The 18825-nt window shown below is 64.8% G+C and carries 20 protein-coding genes; 7 read left to right on the plus strand and 13 right to left on the minus strand.

Annotated elements, in window-relative coordinates; genetic code table 11:
- Positions 1-78: 78 nt before the first annotated feature.
- On the minus strand, positions 79-855 hold the full coding sequence (locus EN818_RS06105) for a methyltransferase domain-containing protein (RefSeq protein WP_095804927.1): 777 nt from the start codon (positions 853-855) through the stop codon (positions 79-81).
- Positions 856-1056: 201 nt separating this feature from the next.
- Here EN818_RS06105 and gloB point away from each other — a divergent pair, with 201 nt between their 5' ends.
- Both gloB and EN818_RS06115 read left to right on the plus strand, forming a co-directional pair.
- Positions 1057-1824, plus strand: coding sequence for a hydroxyacylglutathione hydrolase (gloB, locus tag EN818_RS06110; protein WP_095804522.1), 768 nt, complete (start codon positions 1057-1059; stop codon positions 1822-1824).
- A gap of 68 nt (positions 1825-1892) precedes the next feature.
- Positions 1893-2324, plus strand: a complete 432-nt coding sequence (locus EN818_RS06115) for a cupin domain-containing protein (RefSeq protein ID WP_095804523.1) — start codon at positions 1893-1895, stop codon at positions 2322-2324.
- Positions 2325-2423: 99 nt separating this feature from the next.
- Here the strand turns inward: EN818_RS06115 and EN818_RS06120 are convergent, their stop codons facing one another.
- The 3 genes from EN818_RS06120 to EN818_RS06130 form a co-directional block, all read right to left on the minus strand.
- Positions 2424-3095 carry a lysoplasmalogenase family protein gene (locus EN818_RS06120; RefSeq protein WP_095804524.1) on the minus strand — a complete coding sequence of 224 codons (672 nt, stop codon included), beginning with the start codon at positions 3093-3095 and terminating at the stop codon, positions 2424-2426.
- Positions 3092-3979 carry an EamA family transporter gene (locus tag EN818_RS06125; RefSeq protein WP_095804525.1) on the minus strand — a complete coding sequence of 296 codons (888 nt, stop codon included), beginning with the start codon at positions 3977-3979 and terminating at the stop codon, positions 3092-3094. Before EN818_RS06125 ends, EN818_RS06120 begins: the two co-directional genes overlap by 4 nt.
- An 87-nt stretch (positions 3980-4066) precedes the next feature.
- Positions 4067-4855, minus strand: a complete 789-nt coding sequence (locus tag EN818_RS06130; protein WP_129553712.1) for a DUF3108 domain-containing protein — start codon at positions 4853-4855, stop codon at positions 4067-4069.
- Positions 4856-5110: 255 nt separating this feature from the next.
- Between EN818_RS06130 and rpmB the strand changes: the two genes are divergently transcribed.
- From rpmB to EN818_RS06145, 3 genes are all read left to right on the plus strand, one after another.
- A complete protein-coding gene (gene rpmB, locus EN818_RS06135; RefSeq protein WP_095804527.1) occupies positions 5111-5407 on the plus strand; it encodes a 50S ribosomal protein L28 in 297 nt (98 codons plus the stop codon).
- 109 nt (positions 5408-5516) lie between these two features.
- Positions 5517-6194: a queuosine precursor transporter gene (locus EN818_RS06140; protein ID WP_095804528.1), complete on the plus strand. Its 678-nt coding sequence runs from the start codon at positions 5517-5519 to the stop codon at positions 6192-6194.
- A gap of 92 nt (positions 6195-6286) precedes the next feature.
- Positions 6287-8065, plus strand: coding sequence for a polysaccharide biosynthesis protein GtrA (locus EN818_RS06145; RefSeq protein WP_095804529.1), 1779 nt, complete (start codon positions 6287-6289; stop codon positions 8063-8065).
- Positions 8066-8078: 13 nt separating this feature from the next.
- Here the strand turns inward: EN818_RS06145 and EN818_RS06150 are convergent, their stop codons facing one another.
- From EN818_RS06150 to EN818_RS06165, 4 genes are all read right to left on the minus strand, one after another.
- Positions 8079-9101 (minus strand): esterase-like activity of phytase family protein, encoded by a 1023-nt coding sequence (locus EN818_RS06150; RefSeq protein WP_095804530.1) that lies wholly within the window; start codon positions 9099-9101, stop codon positions 8079-8081.
- On the minus strand, positions 9098-10996 hold the full coding sequence (gene cobT, locus EN818_RS06155; protein WP_095804531.1) for a cobaltochelatase subunit CobT: 1899 nt from the start codon (positions 10994-10996) through the stop codon (positions 9098-9100). Before cobT ends, EN818_RS06150 begins: the two co-directional genes overlap by 4 nt.
- Before the next feature lie 51 nt (positions 10997-11047).
- Positions 11048-12034, minus strand: coding sequence for a cobaltochelatase subunit CobS (gene cobS / locus EN818_RS06160; protein WP_095804928.1), 987 nt, complete (start codon positions 12032-12034; stop codon positions 11048-11050).
- 122 nt (positions 12035-12156) lie between these two features.
- Positions 12157-12780 (minus strand): J domain-containing protein, encoded by a 624-nt coding sequence (locus EN818_RS06165; RefSeq protein WP_095804532.1) that lies wholly within the window; start codon positions 12778-12780, stop codon positions 12157-12159.
- Between the two features lie 136 nt (positions 12781-12916).
- Here EN818_RS06165 and EN818_RS06170 point away from each other — a divergent pair, with 136 nt between their 5' ends.
- On the plus strand, positions 12917-13219 hold the full coding sequence (locus tag EN818_RS06170; RefSeq protein ID WP_095804533.1) for a BolA family protein: 303 nt from the start codon (positions 12917-12919) through the stop codon (positions 13217-13219).
- Between the two features lie 24 nt (positions 13220-13243).
- Here EN818_RS06170 and EN818_RS06175 read toward each other — a convergent pair whose 3' ends face one another.
- From EN818_RS06175 to EN818_RS06195, 5 genes are all read right to left on the minus strand, one after another.
- Entirely contained in the window at positions 13244-14797 is a 1554-nt protein-coding gene (locus tag EN818_RS06175; RefSeq protein WP_129553711.1) for an acetolactate synthase large subunit, read from the minus strand.
- A 107-nt stretch (positions 14798-14904) separates the two neighbouring features.
- Positions 14905-15708 (minus strand): alpha/beta hydrolase, encoded by an 804-nt coding sequence (locus EN818_RS06180; RefSeq protein ID WP_095804535.1) that lies wholly within the window; start codon positions 15706-15708, stop codon positions 14905-14907.
- Between the two features lie 119 nt (positions 15709-15827).
- A complete protein-coding gene (locus tag EN818_RS06185; protein WP_095804536.1) occupies positions 15828-16721 on the minus strand; it encodes a transporter associated domain-containing protein in 894 nt (297 codons plus the stop codon).
- On the minus strand, positions 16718-17863 hold the full coding sequence (gene aroB / locus EN818_RS06190; RefSeq protein WP_095804537.1) for a 3-dehydroquinate synthase: 1146 nt from the start codon (positions 17861-17863) through the stop codon (positions 16718-16720). Before aroB ends, EN818_RS06185 begins: the two co-directional genes overlap by 4 nt.
- Entirely contained in the window at positions 17860-18471 is a 612-nt protein-coding gene (locus EN818_RS06195) for a shikimate kinase (RefSeq protein WP_095804538.1), read from the minus strand. Before EN818_RS06195 ends, aroB begins: the two co-directional genes overlap by 4 nt.
- Positions 18472-18662: 191 nt before the next feature.
- Between EN818_RS06195 and EN818_RS06200 the strand changes: the two genes are divergently transcribed.
- Positions 18663-18815 carry a histidine kinase gene (locus EN818_RS06200; protein ID WP_095804540.1) on the plus strand — a complete coding sequence of 51 codons (153 nt, stop codon included), beginning with the start codon at positions 18663-18665 and terminating at the stop codon, positions 18813-18815.
- Positions 18816-18825: the final 10 nt, after the last annotated feature.

Raw genomic sequence — 18825 nt, forward strand, 5'->3', positions numbered from 1 at the left:
ACGATCACCGGCACAGCGCCGGGAACCCGCCCCTCAGATAGGGGAATGGCGAGCATGCGATGCAAGGAGCGCACCCGTTCACGAACGCGTCAATCGCTTCCGCGTGGCGTCCAAGGCTGTGCGGCCGAGCGTCGTCGCCCCTTGCGGCGAGAAGACCGGCACGAAGACACGGCGCGAGGCGCGCTGCGCGACCGGCACGCCTTGATAGAGCCGTTTCTGCGCCTCGACGATGATGACGCCCGAAAAGATCGGCCAGAACCGTCGCCCCGCCTGCTCCAGCACATTGTGGAACCGCATCATGAAGTGCCGCGGCGACGGCGGAAAGAACAGCGCGTCGGACCATGCCGCCGGAGTGAAATTGGCCTCGCGCAGCAACTCGGTCAGTTGGCCGCGCGAGAACGGCCGGCCATTGCCGAAGGGCGTGTGCTCGAAACGCGCCCAGACGCCGCGTCGGTTCGGGACCACGATGACGACCCGACCCGCCGGCGACAGCACGCGCCAGATCTCGTTCAGCGTCTCGCGCGGATTCTCGACATGTTCGAGCGAATGGACGAGCAGCATCCGGTCGATGCAGGAATCGACCAGCGGCAGCTCCTCGTCGAAGACGAGCGCCGTCGCCGTCGGCCCGGTCGGCGGCCACACCACCGCTCCTTGGGTCGCCGGCATGAAGGCGAACACCCGCTCGGCGTCGGTGCCGAAGCGCTCCAGCCAGGGCAATGTATAGCCGAGCCCGACCAGCCTTTCGTTCGGCACCGCCGCCCATATCGACGACAATGCCATGGTGATCGCGCGCTCGGCCAGGCGCCCGAGCGTGGTCGAATAGAATGAGCGGAGATCGACGATATCGGAATGCATGGCCGGAACGGTAGCGGCGAAGCCTGCCAAGTTCAACAAAGGCCGATGACATCGGCGGCCGAGCGCCCTATGTCTCTGCGGCGCCTGCATCAGCCTGAAATCAATTTCGATTTCGGCAAGGACGATGCGGCAGGTAACAAGTGTTAGGCGTCCTCTTGTGCGTCCACCTGGACGCGCGGCGCTCTGACGGAGGGAGATGCAATGTCCGTCCAGATCGAGCAGTTCATGTGCCGCACCGACAATTTCGGCGTACTCGTGCACGATCCCAGGAGCGGACAGACGGCGCTCATCGACGCGCCGGAAGAAGCGCCGATCCTTGCGGCGGTCAAGCGCACCGGCTGGACGCCGACGATGATCCTGACCACGCACCACCATGCCGATCACGTCGAAGCCAATCGGGCGCTGAAGGAGCGGTTCAAGCTGCGCATCATCGGGCCGGCGGCGGAGAAGGATAAGATCCCCGGCATTGATGAAACCGTCGAGGAAGGCTCAGTCGTCCATCTTGGCGACGAAAGGATCGAGGTCATCGCAACGCCCGGGCACACCGCCGGCCATGTCTCCTACCATCTGCCGGCATCGAGAGTGGCCTTCACCGCCGACACGCTGTTCGCGCTGGGCTGCGGCAGGCTGTTCGAGTGCAAGCCGCCGGTGATGTACGGCTCGCTTAAGAAGCTTGCAGCGCTGCCGGCCGAGACGGCGATCTATTGCGGGCATGAATACACGCTCTCCAACGCCCGCTTCGCGCTGACCATCGACCCGAGCAATTCGGCGCTCAAGGAACGCGCCTCCAGGATCGAGGCGCTGCGCGCCGATAACAAGCCGACCTTGCCGACGACGATCGGCGAGGAACTGTCGACCAACCCGTTCCTGCGCTGGCACGACCCGGCGATCCGCAGGCATCTCGGCATGGAAAGCGCGAGCGACGCCGAGGTTTTCGCCGAAATCCGCAAGCGCAAAGACAACTTTTGATGCATGTCGCCCAAACTGCATTGCGGTCTTGGGGTAGCCACATGCATTAAGGTGAACGGCCTCTTTCCATGACCAGCGCTGCCGAAATCATAGCCACGCTCGACCTCAAGCCGCATCCCGAGGGCGGCTGGTATGCCGAGACTTTTCGTGACGGTGCCGCAGGCACGCGCGGCCACTCGACCGCGATCTATTTCCTGTTGGAAAAAGGCCAGCTTTCGGCCTGGCATAGGGTCACGGACGCGGCCGAGGTCTGGCACTTCTATGCCGGCGGACCGCTGGCGCTCGCCATGCATGAGGAAGGCTCCGCCACAGTGATCGAACAGGTGCTGGGCACCGCACTTGCCGCGGGCGAGCGGCCGCAGATCGTCGTTCCGGCCGGCTGGTGGCAGTCGGCGCGCAGCCTCGGCGAGTGGACGCTGGTCGGCTGCACGGTGGCCCCGGGCTTCGACTTCGCCGCCTTCGAATTGGCCGAACCGGACTGGCAGCCAAAAACCGCCTGATGCATGTCGCCCGGAAGTGCGCAGCGGTTCTGGGGCAACCACCAGCGTAAGAACCAAGACTTAATGCGCGTCGCTGAACCCACTCAGCGCGACGCGGTACTAAAACAGCAGGAATCCCAGGGTGATCGCCAACTGGGCTGCATAATAGAGCACCCAGACCGCGTAGCGCATCCAGACGCGATGCGGCGAGATCGCGGCGAGCAGGAACCGCTCCGCCGCCAGCAGCCCGTCCGAGGTCATGAACAGCACCGCGCCCGGGATGACCAAGGGCTGGAAGGTGGTGAGCGCCGCGATGCCCATTCCCATGATCGTCGCGACATAGACGGCGATCGGGATCCGCAGAGCGGGGCCGACGCGGCGCCAGAGCGCAGCGAGCATCACGATGCCGAATGCAACCATCGCCAGCGCGATCGCGCCGCGCCACGATTGGGCAGAGAGCAACTCGAGGCCGCCGCCGATGTCGAGAAACAGCACGACATAGGCGACATGCGCGGCGAGGAAGCTCGCCAGCCCGGCGAGAAAGGCCTTCTCGCCGTCGCGCGAGAGAAAGGCATCGCCGGCCGCGCTGAGCGCCAGCGCCGCGACGAGCAGCACTGGGCCGCCCTGCATGGCGGCGAGCACCGCCAGAAAGGCGACGGCCAGCGTCTTGGCCGCCGACCGGGCAAGCCGCGGCGGCATGTCGAGGGCAAAGGCGTAGATCACCGCGGCGGCAAACGAAAACAGCAGCGTCGCGTTGGCGTTGGCCTCGATGCCGCCCGCAAAGGGCATCATGCGCCGGCGTCTCCGATTGCCGGCCTGCGCAACAGGAGCGACTTCGCCGCGAGCGCGGCGCCCCCGGTGATAAGCAGACAGGCGGCGAGAATGCGCAGCGACGGCTCGGCGACTCCGGCCGCAAGCAACACCAGGGTCGACAGCAGCGGCGCGGCATAGCTTGCCGCCCCGAGGACCTGGATGTTGCCGCGCTTGACGCCGACATCCCAGGCGTAGAAGGCCGCCCCCACCGGCATCAGGCCCAACCCAAGCACGGCCAGCCACTGTGCGGCGCCGTCGGGCAGAACTGTCCTCTCGAGCAGAAAGTGGCAGGCCAGCGAAAGCACCGATGTCGCGGCGCAGAACCAGGTGACGATCGAGGTCGGCACCGAGGGAAACCGCCGCGACAGCAGCGAATAGGAAGACCACAGGAGCGCGCAGACGCCGGCCATCGCGTAGCCGAAGGCATAGCGGGCGTCGAAGGCCAATCCACCGCCCTTGGTGACGATCAGGACCGTGCCGGCTAGGCCGAGCAGCGCGCCGACGACATGGTTCCAGGCCAGCCTCTCGCCCGGCATCAGTGCCGAGCCGAGCACGATCAGGAGCGGCCACAGATAGGCGATCAGGCTGGCCTCCACCGCCGGCGCATTCCGCAAGGCGGTGAAGTAGAAGAAGTGGTAGCCGAACAGGCCGGCGATGCCGATGACCCAGACCTGCGGCGGAACCTTCTCAGGCCGTCCGGCGGCCGGCATCACCAGCCGCGCGGCAAGTCCGACGCCGGTGCCGATGGCGAAGGTGACGGCCGACAACAGGAACGGCGGCACCTGCCCGGAGGCGTCGGTGAGCAGCGCCAGCAGCGCCCACATGGCGACCGCGGAGAAGCCGATCAGTGTTGCCCGCCCCATCCGCGTCTCCTGCGGCGCATAAGGGCGCCTCTGACAATTCCAGGAAAAATGCGTAGCGGCTTTCCGTCCGGAATTGTGAAAAACAAGCTAGTTGGTTGCCTCAAACCGTCTCGCACTGATGGTCAGCGGCCCGATCTGGGTGCCGACTGTGGCGCGGATCGGCGCATATACGCCGGTTTGGCCGAGCGGTGCAAACGTCACCATCATTCGGCTCTTGTTCTGCAGGAAATCCAGGGCTTTGCGCCCCTTGCGATAGCCCGCCACCGGCTGGAAGCCCATTTTGCAGGTCACCGTGTCGCCTTTGTAGCCGCGTACCGAGATCGAGCCCTTCGAGGCATAGGTCAGCGTCAGATTGGCGCGCATCTCGCCGTCATAGAATTTGACCGTGCGGCCGCAGACCTGGTCGAGGCTGTCGGCATGGACGACCGTCGCCGCCATCGGATCGAGCACCGATGTCAGATCGCCGGCGCCGAGCGGCACCCAGCTTTTCGGATCGCGCTTTTTCGGCTCCGGAACGACCTTGGTCGAAGCCACCGCGCCGTTGGCGAAGCGGATGTCGACCATCGACGCCTTCTTGCCGGAGGTGTAGTCGGCGCGGAAGACCTGCGGCCGGATCTGCTTGCCCGAAATCGTGCCTTTCGAAGAGATTGTGCCCTTGGTGTCGTCGAAAATCCTGGCCAGACCGGCCGCTGAGACGGTGCCGTTGATCGCATAGTTGTCGCCGTCGTAGCGGCTGGAAAACGTCGCGCGGGCGACCGAAAGACCAAGGAAGGATACGGTATATTCGCCGTTGAACGACTGCGGCGCCGCGGCAAGGCTTGCCGTCGGCACCGCGAAGGCAAGCAGGCTGGCAAGTGCATGGGATGGGCGAAGCATGACGGGCGGCGAGTCCTTGGTTCGGCCTGAACACTATGGTTCCAGCCTGGCATATCCCTTCGCAACGGGGTTATAGGGTGGAATCCGGCCTTTATATGGAGCGCACGCTGTCGCCGCCCATCTGCCGGAGCTTGACGCGCTGGCGAAATGCAACTATGGAACGCCAACTTTTCCAAAGGCCGCCTGACAGAGACCGCGCGCCGCCTGGCGCGGGCAGAATGGTTTGGCAGGTTTAGAAACTGAAGGTTAGACAAGATGTCCCGCACCTGCGAACTCACTGCCAAGGCAGTCCAGACTGGCAACAATGTGAGCCACGCCAACAACAAGACCAAGCGCCGCTTCCTGCCGAACCTGGTCAATGTGACGCTGATTTCCGAAGTGCTGAACCAGAACGTTCGGCTGCGCATTTCGGCCAACGCGCTGCGTTCGGTCGAGCATCGCGGCGGCCTCGACGCGTTCCTGGCCAAGGCCGATGCCAAGGAGCTGTCGCAGCGAGCTCGCCTGCTCAAGAAGCAGATCGCCAAGAAGCTCGCCGAGCAGCCGGCCGCCTAAGCAACTTTCCGGCGGATGACCGCCACGGGCTCCGGGCGGATCCGGTGCTCGATATCGTAAGCGAGCGCTCATCTGACGCTCAGCTGGTTCCATCACCCAGGATAAAAAAATGAACTTCCTGTCGCGATACCTGCCTTTCGTGGCTGCCATGGCGCTTGTCGTCGTGGCGTCGAACATTCTCGTGCAGTTCCCGATGCAGGGCCAGATCGGCGGTCTTTCGCTGGCCGACCTGCTCACCTGGGGCGCTTTCGCCTATCCCTTCTCGTTCCTGGTCACAGATCTTGCCAACCGCCGCTACGGTCCGGCAGTGGCGCGCAAGGTGGTCTTCGTCGGTTTCATGACGGCGGTGATCTGCTCGATCCTGGTTCCGCCCTTCCTGTTCCGCCACGGCCTGATCGAGTTCGAGACCGCGGCCGACCGGCTGGTGCGTATCGCGGCTGCCTCCGGCGCGGCGTTCCTGACTGCGCAATTGCTCGACGTGACCGTGTTCAACCGGCTGCGGCGGCAGAGCTGGTGGCGCGCACCGATCGTCGGCACGCTGGTCGGCTCGGTATTCGACACGGCCGTGTTCTTCGCCCTTGCCTTTTCCGCCGCCTTCGCCTTTGTCGGCCCCAACGATGCCTTTGCGCTGGAGACGGCGCCGCTGCTGGGCGTGCTGTCGGTCGAGACAATGCGCTGGGTCTCCTGGGCGCTCGGCGACCTCTCGGTCAAGCTGATCATCGCCATCGTGGCTTTGATCCCCTACCGGCTGCTGGCGGCCCGCTGGAGCCAGCCTGCCATCGCCTGACGCTTCCAACTGGCCGGGTGTGCCAGCGCTTTACGCTTTGTTACGTCACATGGTGCAGGATCGCGAAAAATTTCCAGGACATCGCGACCCGCATGACCACGCAGGCTACCGGTTGGAAACATGATCTCCTGCTGGCGTTCTGCGCCACGCTGCTGGTCCTCGCGATCAACGCTATATCCGGCTTTCCGTCGCTCGCCGACTATGGCGGCGACAACGACAGCATGCTGCGGATGGTCGAGGTCCGCGATCTTCTCGGCGGCCAGGGCTGGTTCGATCTCCATCAATACAGGATGGGCCTGGCGGGCGGCTTCGTCATGCACTGGTCGCGCCTGGTCGATACCCCGATCGCGCTCATCATCCTGGCTTTCGATGCGCAGGGCGCCGGCGCAGCCACGGCCGAGAGGGCCGCACAGATCATCTGGCCGCTTTCTCTCTACGGCATGACGATATTCGTCATTCTGCGCGCCTCGCAGCGTTTTGCCGGCGCGAATGTGGCGATGCCCGCTCTGGTGCTCTCGACCGCCGCGCTGTTCTTCCTCCGCATCTTCAGCCCTGGCTTCCTCGACCACCACAACATCCAGCTGCTTTTGACAGCGGCGAGCCTCTGGCTTTTGATGGAGGCGCCCCCCTGGCGGATCGCCGCCGTTCTCTCCGGCATGTGCGCGGGCCTCACGCTTGCGATCGGCATGGAAACCGCGCCTTACGTGGCGACGCTGGGCGCCGCTGTCGCCGTGCTCTTCATTCTCGATGAAAAGGAGCGCATGACCGCATCCGGCTTCGGCATCGGATTTGCAGCGGTCGCGTCGGTGGTCTTCGTCGCCACCATACATCCGTCCTCCTGGGGCGCACCCCAGTGCGATGCCTTTTCGTCCTTCCAGTTCGTGATCGCGGCGCTCTCCGGCCTCGGTTTGGCCATGCTTGCCGGCCTGCCCGGACAGTCTACGGCCAAGAGCCGGCTCATCCGCATGTCGATGCTGGCCGTGGCGGTCGCAGCGGTCGCGGTGGTGTTCTTCCCGCAATGCCTGGCCGCGCCCTATGCAGATGTAGACCAGCGACTTCGCACCTATTGGCTGAACGACGTCGTCGAGGCGCAGCCCTTCTTCAGCGTTGCGGTCCATCAGCCGAAGCTGATGGCCGCGCGCTATGTGACGCCCTTCATCGGCATCCTGCTGATCGCCTTTCAGCTTCGCAGCCGACGCCTTCGCCGCGAGGAGGCTCTTGCCGGCTTGCTGCTTGTCGTCGCCTTCGCCGTCAGCCTATGGCAGGTCCGCGGCTCCACCTTCTCGGTCGCCTTCGCGGTGCTGCCGCTCTCGGCCTGGATCGCCCGTATCCGCCTTCAGGCAAGCATCGCTCGCTCATGGCGCATATCCACGCGGATGGCCGCAGCCTGGCTGATGTCGCTCAACGCGACCTGGGCCGGCGTCGCGGTCGCCGCGCAGTCGATGGTCCAGACGGCGCCCAGAGCCATCAACTCCGACCCGGACCACGGACTGAGCTGCGGCAAGCCCGGAGACTTCCGCGATCTTGCCGCCATGCCGGCAACCACCGTGCTTGCCTCGTCCAATCTCGGCTCTGGAATACTGATGTTTACCGGCCACAGGGCGCTGGCCGGCCCGTACCACCGCAATGTCGGCGGCAATCTCGCCATGTTCGACGCCTTCATGGGAACGCCGGAAATCACGCGTGCGGTCATCGAGCGCGAACATGTCGGGCTGGTCGTGATCTGCCGCGGCAATTCGGAGGAAATCTCGCTTGCGCAGGACGCTCCGCTTGGGCTGGCGGCCCAGTTGGTGAAGGGGCGTGCACCGGACTGGCTCGAGCTGGTCGCCTCGACCGCCGGCAAGCCGATCGAGATCTACAAGGTCCGCTGACCGCGACCCCGCTTCAATCCTCGTGCAGCATGAATTCCAGATAGAGGTTGCGCTGCAGGATCGAGTGATTGTCGTCCGACATCAGTGACACGATCAGGGCGCCGTCGTCCCGGGTCCAGACGTCAAGCCCTTCCATATTGTCGATCTGGTCGCCCATATCGGCTTCCATCAGCACTGGACCGTCGGCAACGGCGCCCTTCTCGACGCTTTCGCCATAGATGCGTCGCAGCCGCATCTTCACCCCGCGCGCCATCGAGAAGCTGCGCTCCAACAGCAGAAGGTCACCGTTCGGCAGAAAGGCGCCGTCAGTGATGTCGAAATCGCCGTTGCGCTTGACCGTGAAGACGCCCTTGTGCGGTCCCTCGATGACGGCCGCGTAGATGTTGCCGGCCTTGTCCAGGCTCTTTTCCGACACCACCACCAGGCCGCCCTCATGCTGGCCGTAAGGATGCGCATGCGTCACGGTCTCGAAGCCGCGGTTCATCCGCAGCTCCCGGGCCGGAACCAGATAGTCGAGCTGTCTGAACGGTCCCTTCATATTATCGGCATCGATCTTGAACTGGGCGATCCGCTGGTCGCGCTCGAAACCGACGGTAGCGACGCCGTCCTTCACCGCGAGCCCTTCGGCATCGACCTTCCATTTCCTGTCGATCGGCAGGCCCGAGGCGTCGACCATCTGCTGCATACGGAAACTTGTTACGCCCGAGGGACGCCCCTCGGCATCGCGCGCGATGCTGCCGAAGAACCAGAAGCCGGTGTCGGCGACGCCGATGAAATCGCTGCCGGGCTTCAGGAAGCGAAAGGCCGACAGCGCGCCGAAATCGCGCGACGGCGAGGTCATCTCCAGCCCGCCGACGAATTCCAGCGGTCCGAACCGTTTCTCATCCCGGCCAGTATGGAACTCGGTGATTGGCCGCGCCGAAACCTCGATCGTCTCGATCGGGGTGCGCGCCTCGGCAAATGCCGGCGAAACCCACGCACAGGCCAGCGCACAAGCCGATATTGCCCGCCGGATCCGCGCCCTCGACAAGATCATCCGGCGCGCCGCAAGCCGCCGCGCCGGCTGTCGCGGGCGCTCTCCTCGTCGAACAGCGACGCCAGTTGCTCGGTCATGGCGCCGGCCAATTCCTCGGCGTCGACGATGGTGACGGCGCGCCGATAGTAGCGCGTGACGTCATGGCCGATGCCGATGGCGAGCAGTTCGACCGGCGAGCGCGTCTCGATCAGCTCGATCACGGCGCGCAGGTGCCGCTCGAGATAGTTGCCGGGATTGACCGACAGCGTGGAATCGTCGACCGGCGCACCGTCCGAGATCATCATCAGGATCTTGCGCTGCTCCGGCCGGCCGATCAGCCGGTTATGCGCCCAAAGCAGTGCCTCGCCGTCGATGTTTTCCTTGAGCAGGCCCTCGCGCATCATCAGGCCGAGGTTGCGGCGCGCGCGCCGCCACGGATGGTCGGCGGACTTGTAGATGATGTGGCGCAGATCGTTGAGCCTGCCGGGGTTCGGCGGCTTGCCGTCCTTCAGCCATTTCTCGCGCGCCTGCCCGCCCTTCCACGCGCGCGTGGTGAAGCCGAGGATCTCGACCGAAACACCGCAGCGCTCCAGCGTGCGCGCCAGAATGTCGGCGCAGGTCGCCGCCACGGTGATCGGGCGGCCGCGCATCGAGCCCGAATTGTCGAGCACCAGCGACACCACGGTGTCGCGGAACTTGGTGTCGCGCTCCTGCTTGAACGACAGCGGCTGCATCGGATCAATGACGACGCGCACCAGCCGCGATGGATCGAGGTAGCCTTCCTCGAGGTCGAAATCCCAGGAGCGGTTCTGCTGCGCCATCAGCCGGCGCTGCAGCCGGTTGGCCAGCCGGCCGACGACGCCGGAGAGATTGGCGAGTTGCTTGTCGAGGAAGGCGCGCAGCCGATCGAGCTCTTCTTCCTCGCAAAGATCCTCGGCGCCGACCGTCTCGTCGAAGGCGGTGGTGAAGACCTTGTAGTCGATTTCCTTCGGCAGGTTGAGGAACGGATTGTCGTTGCGCCGCGCTTCGCCGGGCGTCTCCGCGTCGGAATCGTCCTCGTCGGAAAGGTCGTCGGAGGTCGCGTCTGTCGCTTCCGTTTCGGCCGACTCTTGTTCGTCGGCAGAAGACTCGGCATCCTCGGACTGCGACTGCTCGGAGCCGGAGTCGTCCTCGCCGCCCTCCTCGCTTTGTTCTTCGCCCTGCTGCTCGTTTTCTTCGTTGTCCTCGGTGTCCTCCGTCTCCTGGTCGTCGCCGAGTTCCTCGGCCATTTCCATCGAGACGAGCATGTCACGCACCAGGCGGGCAAAGGCCTGCTGGTCGTCGAGCTTGGCCGACAGCGCATCGAGATCGGCGCTGGCCTTTTCCTCCACCCATGGGCGCCAGAGATCGACCAGCCGCTCGCCGCTCTTCGGCACGGTGCGGCCGGTGAGTTTTTCGCGCACCATCAGGGCCAGCGCTTCCTCGAGCGGCGCGTCGGCCTTGTCCCTGACATCGACCAGGTTCGCCTTGGCGTATTTGTCCTCGAGCATCGAGCCGATATTGTCGGCGACGCCCTGCATGGCGCGGCTGCCGATCGCCTCGACCCGCGCCTGCTCGACCGCGTCGAAGATCGAGCGCGCCAGCTTGCCTTCCGGCGCCAGCTTGTTGTGGATGCGCTGGTCGTGGCAGGCGCGCTTCAGCGCCATGGAATCGCCGATACCGCGGGTGATCGCTATGTCGTTTCGGGTAGCCTTCTTCGGCAGCTCGGGCAGCCGGGCGCGGCTGCCGGCCAGTGCGGGCCGGTCCTTGGCGAAACCGACTTCGAGATCCTTGTCGCCGGCGACGGCGCGCATGCATACCGTGACGGCACGTTTGAAGCTGTCCGCTTCAGACCCGTTCTTCGGCTTGTTGCGCGTGTTGTCGCCCGGACCCGCCATTGTCATTCCCTGCGCGATCTGGCCTGGAAGCTCAGGCCCTTCGGCACGCGCTTAGCCCAGCACCACGTTGGCGGCGCTCTCCGGCAGGTCCTCGCCGAAGGCGCGTTGGTAGAATTCAGCCACCACCGAACGCTCCAGCTCGTCGCATTTGTTGAGGAAGGTCAGCCGGAACGCCATGCCGATGTCGCCGAAGATCTCGGCGTTCTCGGCCCAGGTGATGACGGTGCGCGGGCTCATGACGGTCGAGAGATCGCCGTTGATGAAGGCCGAGCGCGTCATGTCGGCGACGCGCACCATCTTGTTGACGATATCCTTGCCCTTGCTGTCGCGGTAATGCTTGGCCTTGGCCAGAACGATGTTCACCTCGTTGTCATGCGGCAGGTAGTTGAGCGTGGTGACGATCGACCAGCGGTCCATCTGCGCCTGATTGATCTGCTGCGTGCCGTGATAGAGGCCGGTGGTGTCGCCAAGACCGACCGTGTTGGCGGTGGCAAACAGCCGGAACGCCGGATGTGGGCGGATGACCCGGCTCTGGTCGAGCAGCGTGAGGCGGCCCGAGGATTCCAAGACGCGCTGGATGACGAACATCACGTCCGGCCGGCCGGCATCGTACTCGTCGAAGCAGAGCGCCACATTGTGCTGATAGGCCCAGGGCAGGATGCCGTCGCGGAATTCGGTGACCTGCAGGCCTTCCTTGACGACGATCGCATCCTTGCCGACGAGATCGATACGGCTGACATGGCTGTCCAGATTGACGCGCACGCAGGGCCAGTTGAGGCGGGCCGCGACCTGCTCGATATGCGTCGACTTGCCGGTGCCGTGATAGCCGGACACCATGACGCGGCGGTTGTAGGCGAAGCCGGCAAGGATCGCCAGCGTCGTCGCCTTGTCGAACAGATAGTCCGGGTCGATGTCGGGCACGTGCTCGGTCGACACCGAATAGGCGGGAACCACCATCTTGGAGTCGAAGCCGAATTTCTCCTTCACCGGCACCGTCGTGTCGGGCAGGTTGGCGATGTCGCGATCGACCTTGTTCATCTCTATCAACGTCTCCACGGGCGAACGCGGCGTTTCGCCGGCAATCGATTTTGTTCGGGGGCGGTCTTAGAGCCTTTTCCTACCCGATGAAAGTTGGAAAACGACACGGACCGTAAGGCCGCTCAGCACAACCCTGCTTGCTTGAGCACGCGATAGGCCTGCAGCACGTCGCGGAACCGGTCTTCCGAACCTCTGTCGCCGCCATTCGCATCCGGATGGTGGCGCTTCACGAGTTCCTTATAGCGCGCCTTGATATCCTGACCAGTCGCCTTTGTATCAAGGCCAAGCGTTTCCAGCGCCTTGGCCTCAAGCGGCCTGGCCTTGCGCTCGCGCGGCTCGCGCGACCCGGTGCCGAACAGGTTGAACGGATCGCGCATGCGGTTGTAATAGCCGGCGCGCCCCGAACGCTGCTGCGCGAAGTCGGGCGCCGAACGCATCCCGCCGCCATTGGCGCCCATGCGCCAGGTCGGCCGATGGCCGGTCAGCGCCTCTTTCTGGAAGCGGGCGATCTCGCTGTCCGACACGCCGGAGAAGTAGTTGAAACTCTTGTTGTATTCACGCACGTGCTCGAAACAGAAGCGGAAATATTCCCCCTCCTTCAGCCGCCCGACCGGCGCCCGGTGCGTGCCCGCCTCCTTGCAACCGTCCCACTGGCAGATTGGCGCACGCGACTTCAGCTCGGCGTCCTTTTCCGGCCGTATGCGGATCTTCTCGAAATATTTGGGATACGGTTTCATCTCACCCATTTATGGGCTGTTCGCTGGTGCGAAACAAGAATTGACATTTCGCCGATGATCGCCCTAACCGCTGAATCGCGGCTTAAAAGCGGTCGAAAACTGAGATTTTGCGGCGGTGCCGTAGATGTGGTGAAGGGAAGCCTCGATGTCCATACAGGCGACGATGGAAAGCAAGCTGAAGGCGGCATTTTCGCCGGAAAGGCTGGCCGTCATCAACGAAAGCCATCTTCACGCCGGCCATCATCACCATGGCTCCGATCACCATGGCGCCTTCGACGGCGCCGGCGAGACGCATTTTCGCGTCCGCATCGTCTCGCCGCGCTTTGCCGGCATGAGCCGCGTCGAGCGCCACCGCGCCGTCAACGACCTGCTGGCCGACGAACTGAAGGCCGGCGTGCACGCGCTGGCGATCGAGCCCGCCGCGCCAGGCGAAAAGACGCGCTGGTAGGTGCTGCGAGCCCTCTCGGCTCGCTTAGATCACCGCTTCGATCAGGAACGGCCCTGGACGTGACAGGGCGCTGTCGAGCAGCGCATCGAACCGTTCGCATGTGTCGGCGCGGGCCGCTTCCACGCCCATGCCGTTGGCCAGCGAGACCCAGTCGAGCGCCGGCTGATCGAGGTCGAGCATGCGCCTGGCGTTCTCGCCAATCGCGTTCACCCCGACATTGCGCATCTCGCCATGCAATATGGCGTAGGTCCGGTTGGAAAAGACGATCGTGACCACGTCGAGCTTCTCCCTGGCCTGGGTCCACAGCGCCTGCACCGTATACATGCCGCTGCCATCGGCCTCGAGGTTGACCACCTTGCGCCCCGGACAGGCGATCGCGGCACCAGTCGCCATCGGCATGCCCTCGCCGATCGAGCCGCCGGTCGTCATCATGTAGTCGTGCTGGGCGGCGAAGGCTGAAAGCGCGAAATAGCGCCGCGCCGAGGTGACCGCCTCGTCGCAGACGATCGCATTGTCGGGAAGTCTCCTTGCCACCGAAAGCGCGATCGCATCGTCCGTCAGCTTGCCGCGCGGCGTCGGCTCATCGGGAAAAGCCGTGGCGGCAGCTACAGGCTGCGACGGTTTGATGCCGAGTTCGTCCCGAAGCAGGGCAAGCGCGGTCTCGAGATCTTGGCCGTGCTCGGCCAGCGACATCACCGCGCAGCCTTCGCGCACAAGCCGCCCCGGCTTGCCGGGATAGGCAAAAAAGGCCACCGGCTCCTTGGCGCCGACGAGGATCAGCACATCGATGTCGGCAAGGAAGGCCCGCGCGGCGTCTATCGGGTAGGGAATGCGGGCCGGCGCGACCCGTCCGCGGCCGCGCTGCATTCGGGCCACAAGGACCTCGCTGAACAGGCGGACATCCATGGCCGCGGCGATCTGCCCGGCAATTTCGAGCCCGTCGGCGCGCGCCGCTGGTCCGCGCAGGATCATGCCGACGCGACCGGGCGCGGCGCGAATGGCTTCGGCAACGTTGCGCACCGTGTTCATGTCGACCGCTGGTGGCGGGGCAAGTTCCACCTTGGCCGAGGAGACCACGCTAGCCTCGCCCCAGGCAGCGTCCGCCGGCAGGATCAGCGTTGCGGTGCCGGGAGGCGTCAGCGAAGCGCGAAAGGCCGCCTGCGCGGCCGGCGCGACATCGGCTGGACCGGCGATGCGGCGGACCCAGTTCGACATCGGCGCCGCAAGGCTTTCTATGTCGCTGGTGAGCGGCGCGTCGAGCGGCAAGTGATAGGAGGCATGGTCGCCGACGATGTTGATCATCGGCACTCGCGCACGCCTGGCATTGTGGATGTTGGCCAAGCCATTGGCCAGTCCGGGGCCGGTATGCAGCAGCGTCGCGGCCGGGCGGTCCGTCATCCTGGCATAGCCGTCGGCGGCTCCGGTCACCACGCCCTCGAAAAGGCCGAGCACGCAACGCATCTCGGGCTTGCGGTCGAGCGCCGCCACGAAATGCATCTCCGAAGTGCCGGGATTGGCGAAGCAGACATTCACGCCGTTGGCCAACAGCACGTCGCACAGGACATCGGCTCCGTTCATCGCTTCCCTCCTGCGTGACGATCCGGCGGCAATTGAGCGCATGCACGGTCAGGCGACAATGTCCCGCCGCGGATTTTGACGTGATCCAGTTGAGGCGCGTGCTGCGGTCAGGCGACCGTCGCCTTCAGGAACGCCATCACCGCGGCCGTCAGTGCGTCACCGTCCTCGCCGAAGCGGCGGTTGATGGCCATGTGCGAATAGGCGCTGCCGTCGAACAGCGTGACTTTGGTATCCGCTGCGCGCAGCCGCTCCGCGAAGTCGCGCGCGACTGTCGCGCGGATCGGCGCATTCGAATAGGCGATGAAGACAGGCGGAAGCTTGCCTTTGCCGACATAGGTCGCGGGCGAGAGCGCCCGCCATTGGCTCGGATCGGAAAACGCCTGCGCGTAGACCGGTCGCAGCTTGCCGCCCTGCGCCTTGGCCAGGGCCTCGATGTCGTAGGCCTCGGTGTCGTCCAGCACCAGCGCGGCGACGCCAGGCAGGCCGCCACGTAAGCCGGTCAGCGCCGCCAGATGGCAGCCGGCCGAGTGACCCATGACCGCGATGCGGTCGGGGTCGCCGCCATAGCTGGCGATATTGGCGCGAACATAAGCGTAAGCTCTCTCCACATCGGCTGCCTGGGTAGCGACGTCGGCGTCAGGCAGCATGCGGTAGTCGATGGAGACGAACAGGAATCCGTTGGCAAGCAGAAAGCCCGGCTTGCCGTTGACGTTGCCACGGCTGCCGATCCGCCAGGCGCCGCCATGGATGAAGAGCAGGACCGGCCTGTCCCTGGCGCCGTCGGCCGCATAGATGTCGAGCTTGGCGGGGCCATAGTCGACGGTCTTCGGCTGGCGAAGCCATGCGGGAAAAGCCTCCGCCGGCAGCATCGCCGCAAGGGACGCAAGCACAAGACTTCGCCGATCGATCATTATGCCTCTCCGACCGTTTTGCCAGAGTGTGCATGCCGGCACTTCGCGCGTCCAGTTACGGATTGGCAATTCTGAGGACCGAAGCTGCGAGCGGATCACAGTCAGGCTCGGGACAGATCCTAGGCATCCCCGGCAGGCCGGATCCGCAGCCTGGCGATGCGATTCTTGTCGCGTTTCATCACGACGAAACGCTTGCCGTGAAAGGTGAACGCCTGCTTCTCTTCGGGGATCGACTGCGTCTCGTGGATGACCAGGCCCGCGATGGTCGTGGCTTCCTCATCCGGCAGGTTCCAGTCGAGCGCCCGGTTGAGGTCGCGGATCGGCACCGTGCCGTCGACGACCACCGAGCCGTCCGCCTCCTGCTTGACGCCCTGCATGTCGACATCGTGCTCGTCGGCGATCTCGCCGACGATCTCCTCGATGATGTCTTCCAGCGTCACCAGCCCTTCGACCTCGCCATATTCGTCGACGACGACGGCGAAATGCGCCTTGCGGCGCAGGAAGGCATTGAGCTGGTCCTGCAAGGTGGTGGTGTCCGGCACGAACCACGGCTTCGACGCGATCTTCATCACGTCGATTTGGGAGAAGTCGTTGCCGACCTCATTGAGTGCCCTCAGCAGATCCTTGGCATGCAGCACGCCCACGATGTTGTCGAGCGAGCCCTTCCACAGCGGCATGCGGGTGTGCGGGCTCTGCAGGATCTCGCGCACCACCGCTTCCGGCGCATTGTCGGCATTGACCGAACGCATATTGGTGCGGTGGACCATGACGTCCGAGACTTCGAGCTCCTCGAGCTCGAAGAGGTCGCCCAAACGGTTGCGGTGCTGGTGGCCCGCTTGCCCGTCGCGACGGGATTCCTCCTCGTTCTCTTTCGCCCCGTCGTTTTCTGGACGCTGCGCCTCGATCGGCTTCAGCATGTAACCGAAGGCGGCAAGCAGGCGCGTGCGCAAGGCAAGCGCCAGCAGCACGACAGCGGCGAGGACGGCTGCGGCTATCCAGCCGGTCTCGATCATCTGGAATGGCTCATCTTGAGCCACTCGGGATGGCTCGCCTTGAGGAAGGACAGCACTTCCGAAGGCGGAACGTCCCTGGCAATGAAGGCCTCGCCGACACCGCGCGTCAGGATGAAGGTGAGCGCCCCGCGCGACACCTTCTTGTCCTGGGTGATGAAACCGAGCAGCGTCTCGGCGTCCGGCAACCCGCCGGGGATGTCGGCCATCCGCCAAGGCAGGCCTACCGCGCGAAGATGCGCCTCGACGCGGGCCGCGTCGTCCGGGCTCGCCAGATTGAGGCGCGCCGAAAAACGATGCGCAAGCGCCATGCCGATCGCGACGCCCTCGCCATGAACGAGGCGGGTGCTGTCATAGTTGGTTGCAGCTTCGAGCGCATGGCCGAATGTGTGGCCGAGGTTGAGCAGTGCGCGGTCGCCAGTCTCGAACTCGTCGCGGGCAACGACATCGGCCTTGGCGCGGCAGGCTTCCGCGATGGCTTCGGTCCGCTCCGGGCCGCCGGCGAACACTTTTTCCCAGTTATCCTCCAGCCAGGCGAAGAAGACGGGGCGGTCGATGAGCCCGTATTTGGCAAGCTCGGCATATCCGGCGCGGAATTCGCGGATCGGCAGCGTGTCGAGCACGCCGGTATCGGCCAGCACCAGCTTCGGCTGGTTGAAGACGCCGACCAGGTTCTTGCCGCGCGCACTGTTGATGCCCGTCTTGCCGCCGACCGAGGAATCGACCTGTGCCAGAAGCGAAGTCGGTATCTGCACGAAATTCATGCCGCGCCGCACGATCCCGGCGGCGAAGCCGGCAAGATCGCCGATAACGCCGCCGCCGAGCGCGATGACCACGTCGCGGCGTTCGAGCTTTGCGGCGAGAACGCCGTCGACCACGTCTTCAAGATGGGCAAAACTCTTGGTTTTCTCGCCGGCTGGCAGCGTGATGACGGCGGCCTGGATGCTGCCCTTTTCCAAGCCGGCCTTGAGCGCTTCCAGATGCGCGGCGGCGACATTCTCGTCGGTGATGATGGCCGCGCGGGTGCCGGGAAGGCGCCTCGCGATTTCGGTTCCGGCATCGGATAGCAGGCCGGGGCCGATCAATATGTCATAGGCGCGGTCGCCGAGCCCGACCTCGACCTTCACCGGTGCGGTCTTGTTCACGAATGCACCCCATCGCTGGTCGCAATCACAGCAACGCCGAGATGCCCGCAAAGCGCCGACACCACCTCGCCGGCAATGACCTCCTTGCGGTCGTCGCGGGTCGGAACCGTGATGTCGGCAGTCGCATAGACCGGGTAGCGCTCGCCCATAAGCCGCTCAAGCACGCCGCGCGGATCGGGGTTCTTCAGCAACGGCCGGTTCTGCTTCTTCGAGACCCGCTCCATCAAGAGGTCGAGGTCGGCCTTCAGCCACACCGACACACCATGGACCGCGATGGCCTCGCGCGTCTGCGCGTTCATGAAGGCGCCGCCACCGGTCGACAGCACCTGCGGCCCGTGTTCCAGCAGACGCAGGATAACCCGCTGCTCCAGCGCGCGGAACTCCGGCTCGCCATAGCGCTCGAAGAGTTCCGGCACGCTCATGCGCGAAACGGTTTCGATCTCCTGGTCGCTGTCGATGAACGGCAGGCTGAGCATAGCCGCCACCTTGCGGCCGATCGCCGTCTTGCCGGCGCCCATCAGTCCGACGAAGACGATCGAGCGGCTGCCCAGTTGTTCGAGCAGTGCGGCTTGGCCTTCGTCCGGCGGATTTGCTGGCGGCGCGTTCATGCGAGACCCCTTTGGGCCGTATCGACATCAAAAGCCTGTTTGCGTCAAGCGCGGCGCTTCGGGCGCGCCATCGTGAGGTTTTCCAGCATAGCTTCGACGGCGGGTGGTCCTTGGTCCTTGAATTGGCCGGACTGGCGTCCCATAAGGGCACAGGCTTGGAATCGCAGAACAAGAAGACAGGCGAAAACTGAATGCCGACATTGTTTCGCTTCGTCGTGACGCTCGCGGTTCTTGCAGGCATCGTCTACGGCGCGATGTTCGCGCTGGCGATGTTCGTGGAGCCGAAGAAGGCGGAAATGAGCGTGCGCATTCCGGCCGAAAAGCTCAATCCCAAGAAGAACTGACCAAAATTGC

The organism is Mesorhizobium sp. M3A.F.Ca.ET.175.01.1.1 (assembly GCF_004791945.1).
Taxonomy (GTDB): domain Bacteria; phylum Pseudomonadota; class Alphaproteobacteria; order Rhizobiales; family Rhizobiaceae; genus Mesorhizobium.

Bases quoted from the DNA above. Each gene is read 5' to 3' on its own strand.
- EN818_RS06185 (WP_095804536.1), bottom strand. From the start codon at position 16,721: ATGATCGAGACCGGCTGGATAGCCGCAGCCGTCCTCGCCGCTGTCGTG.
- EN818_RS06200 (WP_095804540.1), top strand. From the start codon at position 18,663: ATGCCGACATTGTTTCGCTTCGTCGTGACGCTCGCGGTTCTTGCAGGC.
- cobT (WP_095804531.1), bottom strand. From the start codon at position 10,996: ATGGCGGGTCCGGGCGACAACACGCGCAACAAGCCGAAGAACGGGTCT.
- gloB (WP_095804522.1), top strand. From the start codon at position 1,057: ATGTCCGTCCAGATCGAGCAGTTCATGTGCCGCACCGACAATTTCGGC.
- cobS (WP_095804928.1), bottom strand. From the start codon at position 12,034: ATGAACAAGGTCGATCGCGACATCGCCAACCTGCCCGACACGACGGTG.
- EN818_RS06170 (WP_095804533.1), top strand. From the start codon at position 12,917: ATGTCCATACAGGCGACGATGGAAAGCAAGCTGAAGGCGGCATTTTCG.
- EN818_RS06120 (WP_095804524.1), bottom strand. From the start codon at position 3,095: ATGATGCCCTTTGCGGGCGGCATCGAGGCCAACGCCAACGCGACGCTG.
- EN818_RS06145 (WP_095804529.1), top strand. From the start codon at position 6,287: ATGACCACGCAGGCTACCGGTTGGAAACATGATCTCCTGCTGGCGTTC.
- EN818_RS06150 (WP_095804530.1), bottom strand. From the start codon at position 9,101: ATGATCTTGTCGAGGGCGCGGATCCGGCGGGCAATATCGGCTTGTGCG.
- EN818_RS06195 (WP_095804538.1), bottom strand. From the start codon at position 18,471: ATGAACGCGCCGCCAGCAAATCCGCCGGACGAAGGCCAAGCCGCACTG.
- EN818_RS06105 (WP_095804927.1), bottom strand. From the start codon at position 855: ATGCATTCCGATATCGTCGATCTCCGCTCATTCTATTCGACCACGCTC.
- EN818_RS06175 (WP_129553711.1), bottom strand. From the start codon at position 14,797: ATGAACGGAGCCGATGTCCTGTGCGACGTGCTGTTGGCCAACGGCGTG.
- EN818_RS06165 (WP_095804532.1), bottom strand. From the start codon at position 12,780: ATGGGTGAGATGAAACCGTATCCCAAATATTTCGAGAAGATCCGCATA.
- EN818_RS06180 (WP_095804535.1), bottom strand. From the start codon at position 15,708: ATGATCGATCGGCGAAGTCTTGTGCTTGCGTCCCTTGCGGCGATGCTG.
- EN818_RS06115 (WP_095804523.1), top strand. From the start codon at position 1,893: ATGACCAGCGCTGCCGAAATCATAGCCACGCTCGACCTCAAGCCGCAT.
- EN818_RS06140 (WP_095804528.1), top strand. From the start codon at position 5,517: ATGAACTTCCTGTCGCGATACCTGCCTTTCGTGGCTGCCATGGCGCTT.
- EN818_RS06130 (WP_129553712.1), bottom strand. From the start codon at position 4,855: ATGCTTCGCCCATCCCATGCACTTGCCAGCCTGCTTGCCTTCGCGGTG.
- EN818_RS06125 (WP_095804525.1), bottom strand. From the start codon at position 3,979: ATGGGGCGGGCAACACTGATCGGCTTCTCCGCGGTCGCCATGTGGGCG.
- rpmB (WP_095804527.1), top strand. From the start codon at position 5,111: ATGTCCCGCACCTGCGAACTCACTGCCAAGGCAGTCCAGACTGGCAAC.